The sequence below is a fragment of the Streptomyces sp. SID1328 genome (assembly GCF_009865595.1).
GTDB lineage: Bacteria > Actinomycetota > Actinomycetes > Streptomycetales > Streptomycetaceae > Streptomyces > Streptomyces griseoluteus.
This window is the reverse complement of record NZ_WWKH01000416.1, coordinates 1-8236: the sequence shown is the minus strand read 5'-3', so window position 1 is coordinate 8236 and position 8236 is coordinate 1. Positions and strand designations below refer to the sequence as shown.

Here is an 8236-nt window from a genome sequence, read left to right as displayed (position 1 = left end):
GGCCTGCCAGGCGGTGTGCAGGGCCGGGTGGGCGGGCGCGTGGTCCTGGTCGGCGAGGCCGGCGGCGGCGTTGAGGGCCGCGGCGACGGCCCGGCGCTCGGGGCCGTGCGGTCGGAGCATTCCGGGGGCCATGCAGATGAGCCAGGCCCAGGCTCCGGCGGCGAGGGTGAGGCCGAGGTGGGCGGGGACCTGGCCGGGGGTCTGCGGGATGAACAGGGCGGCGGAGCTGATGAAGGTGACGACCACGTTGCCGGGCGGTCCGACGCGGGTGGACTCGCAGACCGTCTTCTGCGCGGCGGCCAGCAGGGCGCCGACGAGCACCAGGACGACGGGGCCGGGGGCGAGCGCCGAGGCGAGCAGGGCGACGGCGAGCCCGGCCGTCATGCCGAGCACGACCCCGGTGAGGACGCGGGCGCGGGCCGCGTAGGGACGCTGGTGGCCGTAGAGCGCGCAGAGGGAGCCGGCCATCGTGTAGAGGGCGAGGTCGAGGCGGCCGAGGGCCAGCAGCAGGAGGTTGGGCGGGGCCGTCGACACGACCACGCTGAGCGCGGGCTTGAACCAGATGGCGGAGGGCCCCTGGAGGCGGAGCGCCTGGGTGAGGGGGAGGCGGCGGCTGCTCATACGAATAATTTAACAGGTGTTTCACCAGTAAAAGACTTGCGGCTGCCCTGCATCCCGGCTGGTCACACGCCGTGCTCCGGCGAACGCTCCCCGTACACCCCCTTGCGCTCGCGTGCGCTGCGCGTGGCGTGGGCATCGCATCCCTCGACATGGCGTCGAACGGGGGTGGTGCGCGTGCACGGACCGGTGTCACCGGCCTGGCTGCTGGTCGCGCTGTGCGCGGCGACCGGCGCCTACTGCCTGCTGCGGATGCGCAGCGGGGTCGAGGAGCAGCGCCGCGCGGCGGGCGGCGAGGCGCTGATGGGCTTCGGGATGGCGGCGATGGCGGTACCGGCCGCGGTGTTCGCCCCGCCGCGCTGGGTGTGGCCGCTGTACGCCGCCGTCTTCGGGCTGGCCGCGCTCCGCGCGCTGTGGCCGGCGCGGCGGAGCGCCCACCATCTGCACCATCTGCTGGGCAGTACGGCAATGGTGTACATGGCGGTGCTGATGGCCGCGGCCCCGGCTGACCACCATCACACGGGCGGCTCCGGGCCGGCCTGGCTGACCGGCGCGCTGCTGCTCTACTTCACCGGCTACGTCCTTATGACCGGCGCCCGCCTGGTGCCGGTGACCGTACGGGGCGGCCCCGGCTCGGTGCGGTGGGGCGACCGGCCCGAGCTGTCCCGGGTGTGCCGGCTGTCGATGGGGATAGGCATGCTGGCGATGCTTCTGACGATGTGACACGTCAAGCGGTATGCGGCGCGCGGGAGTTGCCTGCGTCACTTCGACGCCGGCGAGCGGTCCGGTGCTCATAGGGTGCTGCCATGAGCGTCCCCGTGGCACTGCTGCTGCTCGGCATCCTGACCTCCGTCGCGGCCCCGCGCCTGCTGGCCCGGGCCGACTGGCCGGACCGGGAGCCGGTGGTGGCGCTGTGGGCCTGGCAGTGTGTGGTGGCCGCCGTCCTGCTGTGCTGCGCGCTGTCGATGACCCTGAGCGCGGCGGCGGCCTGGCACGAGGTGCGCGGGCATCTGTTCAGCGGGGCCCCGCACGGGGTCGTCGAGGCATACGCCCTCGGCGCGGCGGGTCCCTGGGCGGCGCCGACCGCCGTGACGCTCGCCTGCGGAGGGCTGTGGACCCTGGCGATGCTGGCCGGCGAGGTGCTGCACGCGCGGCGCCGCCGACGGGCGAGCCGGTCCGAACTGATGGAGCGCACCCCTGTTGCCGGGTGAGGAGCCTGGCGGACGCCTGGTGGTCCTGGAGGGCGACCGCCCGGACGCGTACTGGCTCCCCGGTGCCACGCCCCGGCTCGTCGTCACGACGGCCGCCCTCCGCCGCCTCAAGGGCAGGCGCCTGGACGCCCTGCTGGCCCACGAACAGGACCACGCCCGCTTCCGCCACGACTGGCTGCTGCACTGCTCCGCCGCCCTGGCCGGCGGTTTCCCCCAGGTCCCGGTGTTCGCTGCCTTCCGCGACGAGATGCACCGCCTGGTCGAACTGGCCGCCGACGACACCGCCTCCCGCCGCTTCGGCCGCGTCACCACCGCCCTGGCCCTGGTCGACCTCAACGAGGACCGAGGCGTCTTCGGCCCCTCCCCCACCCCGCACGCCCAGCTCCCCCAGCGCGTCAACCGCCTCCTCGCGGCCCCGCCCCGCCTCCCGGCCCCGCAGCGCCTCCGCCTGACGGCAACCGCCGCCCTGGTACCGGTACTTCCGGTGATCGTCGCTTTCGTTCCGGGGTTGCGGGCGTTGCATTAGGGTTTCCGTCCGGGCATGCCATGACGGCGACGGTGGCTGTTCTGGGCGCTGGGGGTGGCCGGTCCCTCACTGGTGCACGGGCGCAGGAGTAGGGTCCGGCCATGACCGCTGTGTTGTTCGACTTCTCGGGCACGCTGTGCCGCACGGAGTCCACCGAGTCCTGGCTCCGCGCCACCCTGGCGGCGACCGGCACCAGGATGGAGGAGCCCCGACTTATCGAAGCGGCAGCCGCGTTGGAGATCGCGGGGGCGCTGCCCGGCGGTGCCGAACCGACCGCCGTCCCGGAGGAGTTGGCCGCGGCCTGGAACGAGCGGGACCTCGACACCACGTCGCACCGAGCCGCGTACACCGGCCTCTCCCGGCAGGTGCCCTTGCCCGCAGACGCCCTCCATGACGCGCTGTACGACCGCGCCGTGACCCCCGCCGCGTGGACGCCGTACCCCGACGCGGCCCAGGTCCTCGAAGAACTGCGCCGGCGCGGAATCGCCGTCGGCATCGTCAGCAACATCGGCTGGGACCTGCGCCCGGTCTTCCGGCAGTACGGGCTCGACACGTACGTGGACGCGTACGTGCTGTCCTACGAGCACGGCGTACGCAAGCCGGACCCCCGACTGTTCGCCGCCGCCTGCGCGCAGTTGGGGGTGGAACCCGAGCACACGCTGATGGTCGGCGACAGCAGGGCCGCGGACGGCGGCGCCGCCGCGCTCGGCTGCCGGGTGCACTTCGTGGACCATCTGCCGGTGCACGAACGCCCGGACGCCCTGCTGCCCGTGCTGGACCTGCTGAAAAACGCGGAACTGCCGCCCGTCTGAGGCGCTCCCCCGCGGCGCTCAGACGAACGGCAGCCCTGAAAAGGCCCCGCGCGATGCGGTGCCTCATGCCGTGAGTATAGTTGGCTGACAGCCAGTCAACGCAGGAGTTCGACAATGTCCCCGCGCAGCGCCTCGGTCAATGAAGAGCTGCGGCGGCGTTCGCGCGAGCGGCTCCTGCAGGCAGCGGTCGAACTGGTGGACGAGCGCGGGTTCGAGGCCACGACCCTCGGCGACATCGCGGACCGCGCCGGATCGGCGCGCGGACTGGTCTCGTACTACTTCCCCGGCAAGCGCCGGCTCGTGCAGTCCGCCGTGCACCGGCTGATGCACCGCACGCTGGAGGAGGCGCTGGAGCGGGAGCCGCGTACCGAGGACGGGCGGGAGCGGCTGGCCCGTGCCATCGACGCGATCCTGGGCCTGGCGCGGGAGCATCCGGTGCTCATGCGCCAGCACATGGCGGGCCTGCTGCACGAGGAGGGCTTCGTACAGTGCCCGGAGCAGCAGCGCCTCTCCGAACTGCTCGGCGACACGATCGCCCGCGGCGGCGCCGACGACGTCACGGCCGGTTACCCGATGCTCCGGGCCCTGCTGATGGGCGCGGTGTACGCCGCACTGGTACCGGGGGTGCCCATGCCGATCCCCGTCCTTCGAGCGGAGCTGTTCGAGCGCTACGGGCTCGACGGGGCGCTGGGCCGGCCACCGGGCGGCGGCACGGACGCCGAGCCCGGCCGGGGCAACCTGTCCCGCTTCTTCGCCACGGAGAGGCAGCCGGACGAAGGCGAGTAGCGCGCCTCCCTGCCGACCCCGCCGCGCGGTGCCATGCTGGAGCCGTCAGGGCTGTCACCCGATGCCCTCGGGGTGAGGAGTACGCCGTGCTGCGGGTCGCCGTCGTCGGCTCCGGACCGAGCGGGTGCTACACCGCGCAGAATCTGGTGGAGCGCCACCCAGACGTGCGCGTGGACGTACTGGACCGGCTGCCGGCCCCCTTCGGGCTGGTGCGCTACGGCGTCGCCCCGGACCACGAGAAGATCAAGTCTCTCCAGGGCAGCCTCCGGACGGTGCTGGAGCACGACCGGGTCCGGTTCCTGGGCGGGGTCGGGGCCGGCGGTCCGGACGGGGTGCCGGTGGAGCGGCTGCGGGAGCTTTACCACGCGGTGGTGTACTGCGTGGGCGCGGCGGCGGGCCGCCCGCTGGGCATTCCGGGCGAGGAGCTGCCGGGGAGCTGGTCGGCCTCGGAGTTCGTGTCCTGGTACAGCGCGCATCCGGACGCGGCCGACGAGGGTTTCCTGCACGACGTGCGCTCGGCGGTGGTCATCGGGGTCGGCAATGTGGCCGTCGACGTGACGCGGATGCTGATGCGCGGCGCGGCCGAGCTGCACGGGACGGACATGCCGCAGGCGGCGTTGGAGGTGCTGACCGGGGGCGGGGTCGGCGAGGTACTGATGGCCGGGCGGCGCGGGCCCACGCAGGCGCGGTTCACCACCAAGGAGCTGAGGGAACTGGGCCAGCTGCCGGGCGTCGGCGTCTCGGTCGACCCGGCGGAGCTGGCGCTGGACCCCGGCTTCGTGGACGTCTCGGCGCTGCCGGCCGCCCAGCGGCGTAACGCCGAGGTGCTGCGCGACTGGGCCGCCGTCTCTCCCCCGGACACCGACCGGACGATCCGCCTGCGTTTCCTCCTGCGTCCGGTGGAGGTGCTGGAGGCGGACGGCCGGGTGGGCGGGGTCCGTTTCGAGCGCACCGAGCCGGACGGGCAGGGCGGGGTGCGGGGCACGGGCGTGTTCCAGGACGTCCCCGCGCAGCTGGTGCTCCGTTCGGTGGGGTACCGGGGGCTGCCGCCGGAGGGGCTGCCGTCCGACCCGGTGACGGGGATGGTGCCGCATCTGGCGGGCCGGGTGCTGAGCGACGGCGTACCGGTGCCGGGTGAGTACGTGGCCGGGTGGATCAAGCGCGGCCCGACCGGCGTCATCGGCAGCAACCGTTCCTGCGCCAAGGAGACGGTGACCTCGCTGCTGGAGGACGCCCCCGCGCTGGAGTCCCGTGCGGTGCCGGAGGACCCGCTGCCGGGGCTGCGGGCGGCGGGCGCCGACCCGGTGGCGTGGCCGGGCTGGCTGGCGATCGAGCGGGCCGAGGCGGAACTGGGCGCGAGCCTGGGCCGGAACCCGGTCAAGCTGTCCGACTGGGACGCGCTGTGGGCGGCGGCGCGGTCGGAGTAGCGCGGCGGAGGGTGTCCTCACCGTTCACGTGGGCATGACACACAGCGGCAACCCACCGGAAATCAACAAATTGTTCAAGGCCCCTACGGTCTCGTGCTGTCCGGTTGCCGCTCCCCGCCCGCCGCTCAGGAGGCCCCATGGCCACGACCGCCGAACTGCACCCCGTCGACGAGATTCCCCCGGTACGGCAGCTCGCGGCCTTCGGGCTCCAGCATGTGCTCGCCATGTACGCGGGCGCCGTGGCCGTACCGCTGATCGTGGGCGGCGCCATGCGGCTCTCCCCCGCCGACCTGGCGTATCTGATCACCGCCGACCTGCTGGTGTGCGGGGTGGCGACGCTGATCCAGTGCGTCGGCTTCTGGCGGTTCGGGGTGCGGCTGCCGATCATGCAGGGGTGCACCTTCGCGGCCGTCTCACCGATGGTGCTGATCGGTACGACAGGCGGCGGACTGCCCGCGATCTACGGCTCGGTGATCGTCGCGGGGCTGGCGATCGTGCTGCTGGCGCCGGTCTTCGGCCGGCTGCTGCGGTTCTTCCCGCCGCTGGTCACCGGCACCGTCATCCTGATCATCGGGGTCTCCCTGCTGCCGGTCGCCGGCAACTGGGCGGCCGGCGGAGCGGGCGCGAAGGACTTCGGGGCGCCCCGGAACCTGGCACTGGCCGCGTTCGTCCTGCTGGTGGTGCTGGTGGTGCAGCGCTTCGCCCCGCCCTTCCTGGCGCGGGTGGCCGTGCTGACCGGCATCGTGGTGGGTCTGGCCGTCGCGGTGCCGTCCGGCTTCACGGACTTCGGCGGGGTCGCGGACGCGGACTGGGTAGGGATCAGCACCCCCTTCCACTTCGGGGCGCCGGAGTTCCGGGTGTCCGCGATCGTGTCCATGCTCGTGGTGGCGCTGGTGACGATGACGGAGACCACCGGTGACCTCATCGCGGTGGGCGAGCTCACCGGCCGCGAGGTCGAGCCGCGCTCCCTGGCGGACGGGCTGCGCGCGGACGGCCTGTCGACCGTGCTGGGCGGGGTCTTCAACACCTTCCCGTACACCGCGTACGCGCAGAACGTCGGCCTGGTCGGGATGACACGGGTGCGCAGCCGGTGGGTGGTCGCCGCCGCGGGTGCCCTTCTCGTCCTCCTCGGGCTGCTGCCCAAGCTGGGCGCCGTCGTGGCCGCCGTCCCGGCGCCGGTGCTCGGCGGGGCGGGCCTGGTCATGTTCGGCACGGTCGCGGCGAGCGGCCTGCGCACCCTGGCCCGCGTGGACTTCCGGGACAACCACAACCTCACCGTCGTCGCGGTCTCGGTCGCCGTCGGCATGCTCCCGGTGGGCGTGCCGACGGTGTACGCGCGGTTCCCGGACTGGTTCCAGACGGTGATGAACAGCGGCATCAGCGCGGGGTGCCTGACGGCGATCGTGCTGAACCTGCTGTTCAACCACCTGCCCGGCCGGAAGGCCCAGGAGGCTCCCGCACCGGTCGAGGAGAGCGTCTAGGCCGGTTCCTCCGTCGGCACCAGTCCCGCCACGATCTCCTCCAGCCGGGGCAGCGTCCGCTGGGCGGCCAGGGCGGCGGCGATGGCCACGGCGACGCCCGCCCAGGCCATCGGGCCGAGCGGGGAGCAGCCGACCAGGTGGCTGACGGCGGGGGTCTGGATGACGGCCACCAGGACCGCGGCGGAGCCGAGGGCGGTGACCCGGACCAGGGTGCTGTCCCGGCGGTCGAGGAGGGTCTGGACGAGCTGGGTGCCGACGACGCCGCACAGCGCCATGGTGCTGGCCCGGCGGGCGGTGCCAGGGGTGAAGCGGCCGATGAGCCAGGCGGTGACGGCGCCCAGCGCGGTGGTCAGGGCGCGGTGCCGGATCTGCCGGATCAGCGGGGCGCCGAGCACCCCGCCCGCCGCGTCCTCCGGGGAGGCGGTGCGGTTGCGTACCTCGGTCTCGTCGCCGTCCTTAGGGGTCACGGCCACCGCCATGGCCGGGAAGAGGTCGGTGAAGAGGTTGACCAGCAGCATCTGCCGGGTGGACAGCGGGGCGGTGCCGGAGAGCAGGGTGCCGAGGATGCCGAAGCCGACCTCGCCCGCGTTGCCGCCGATGAGGATGGCGATGGCGTCCGCGACGCTGTGCCACAGCGAACGCCCTTCGCCGATGGCGTCGATGAGGACGGTCAGGTCGTCGTCGGTGAGGACGATGTCGGCGGCGTTGCGCGCGGCGGCCGAGCCCCGCGCGCTGATGCCCACGCCGATGTCGGCGGCCCGGATCGCGGCGGCGTCGTTGGCGCCGTCACCGACCATGCCGACCACCCGCCCGGCGTCCCGCAGCGCCTCCACGACCTGGAGTTTCTGCTCGGGTGCGACGCGGGCGACGACCCCGGCGTCCCGCAGCATCCGGGCACGGGAGCGCCGGTCGGCGGCGGCCAGTTCGTCGCCGGTGACCACCTCGGTGTCCTCGGGCCAGCCGAGTTCGCGGGCGATGGCGCGGGCGGTCTGCGGGTGGTCGCCGGTGAGCATGACCGGCCGTACGCCCTCCTCGTAGAGGCCGCGCACCAGCGCCTCCGAGGTCTCGCGGGGTACGTCGGAGAGGGCGAGCAGGCCGGTGAACTCCAGTCCGTGCAGCGGCCCTTGGAGGGCGTCGGACTCCGTCTCGCCCTCGTCGAGGCGCCGCATGGCCACCGCGAGGACGCGCAGTCCGGCACCGGCCAGAAAGTGGGCGGAATCGTGGGCGCGGTCGGAGAGGTCCGCGCAGCCGGGCAGGACGGTCTCGGGGGCGCCCTTGACCACCAGGGTGCGGGGGCCGTCGCCGTCGCGGCCCACGGCGGCGGCGTACCCCCGCGCGGCCTCGAAGGAGAGGCCGCCGAGCTGGGTCCAGCCGG

Annotated in this window: 6 protein-coding genes and 2 pseudogenes; 6 read left to right on the top strand and 2 right to left on the bottom strand. The window is 73.8% G+C overall.

What is annotated here, in order from left to right; translation table 11 throughout:
* Positions 1 to 621: pseudogene (locus tag GT030_RS12490) on the bottom strand (FUSC family protein); the annotation flags it as partial.
* A 174-nt stretch (positions 622 to 795) separates the two neighbouring features.
* On the opposite strand from GT030_RS12490, the gene GT030_RS12485 reads away from it, so the two are divergent.
* The 6 genes and pseudogenes from GT030_RS12485 (at position 796) to GT030_RS12460 (ending at position 6861) form a co-directional block, all read left to right on the top strand.
* Positions 796 to 1341, top strand: a complete 546-nt coding sequence (locus GT030_RS12485) for a DUF5134 domain-containing protein (RefSeq protein ID WP_161201165.1) — start codon at positions 796 to 798, stop codon at positions 1339 to 1341.
* An 83-nt stretch (positions 1342 to 1424) separates the two neighbouring features.
* Positions 1425 to 2355 (top strand): annotated as a pseudogene (locus tag GT030_RS12480) (M56 family metallopeptidase).
* A 101-nt stretch (positions 2356 to 2456) separates the two neighbouring features.
* Entirely contained in the window at positions 2457 to 3167 is a 711-nt protein-coding gene (locus tag GT030_RS12475) for an HAD family hydrolase (RefSeq protein WP_161201164.1), read from the top strand.
* A gap of 114 nt (positions 3168 to 3281) precedes the next feature.
* Positions 3282 to 3953, top strand: a complete 672-nt coding sequence (locus GT030_RS12470) for a TetR/AcrR family transcriptional regulator (RefSeq protein ID WP_161201163.1) — start codon at positions 3282 to 3284, stop codon at positions 3951 to 3953.
* Between the two features lie 86 nt (positions 3954 to 4039).
* Positions 4040 to 5380, top strand: a complete 1341-nt coding sequence (locus tag GT030_RS12465) for an NAD(P)-binding protein (protein WP_161201162.1) — start codon at positions 4040 to 4042, stop codon at positions 5378 to 5380.
* A 137-nt stretch (positions 5381 to 5517) separates the two neighbouring features.
* Positions 5518 to 6861, top strand: a complete 1344-nt coding sequence (locus GT030_RS12460; protein WP_161201161.1) for a nucleobase:cation symporter-2 family protein — start codon at positions 5518 to 5520, stop codon at positions 6859 to 6861.
* Here the strand turns inward: GT030_RS12460 and GT030_RS12455 are convergent.
* Positions 6858 to 8236, bottom strand: a 1379-nt coding sequence (locus GT030_RS12455; RefSeq protein ID WP_161201160.1) for a cation-translocating P-type ATPase, incomplete at its 5' end; no start/stop codon positions are given. The genes GT030_RS12460 and GT030_RS12455 overlap by 4 nt on opposite strands.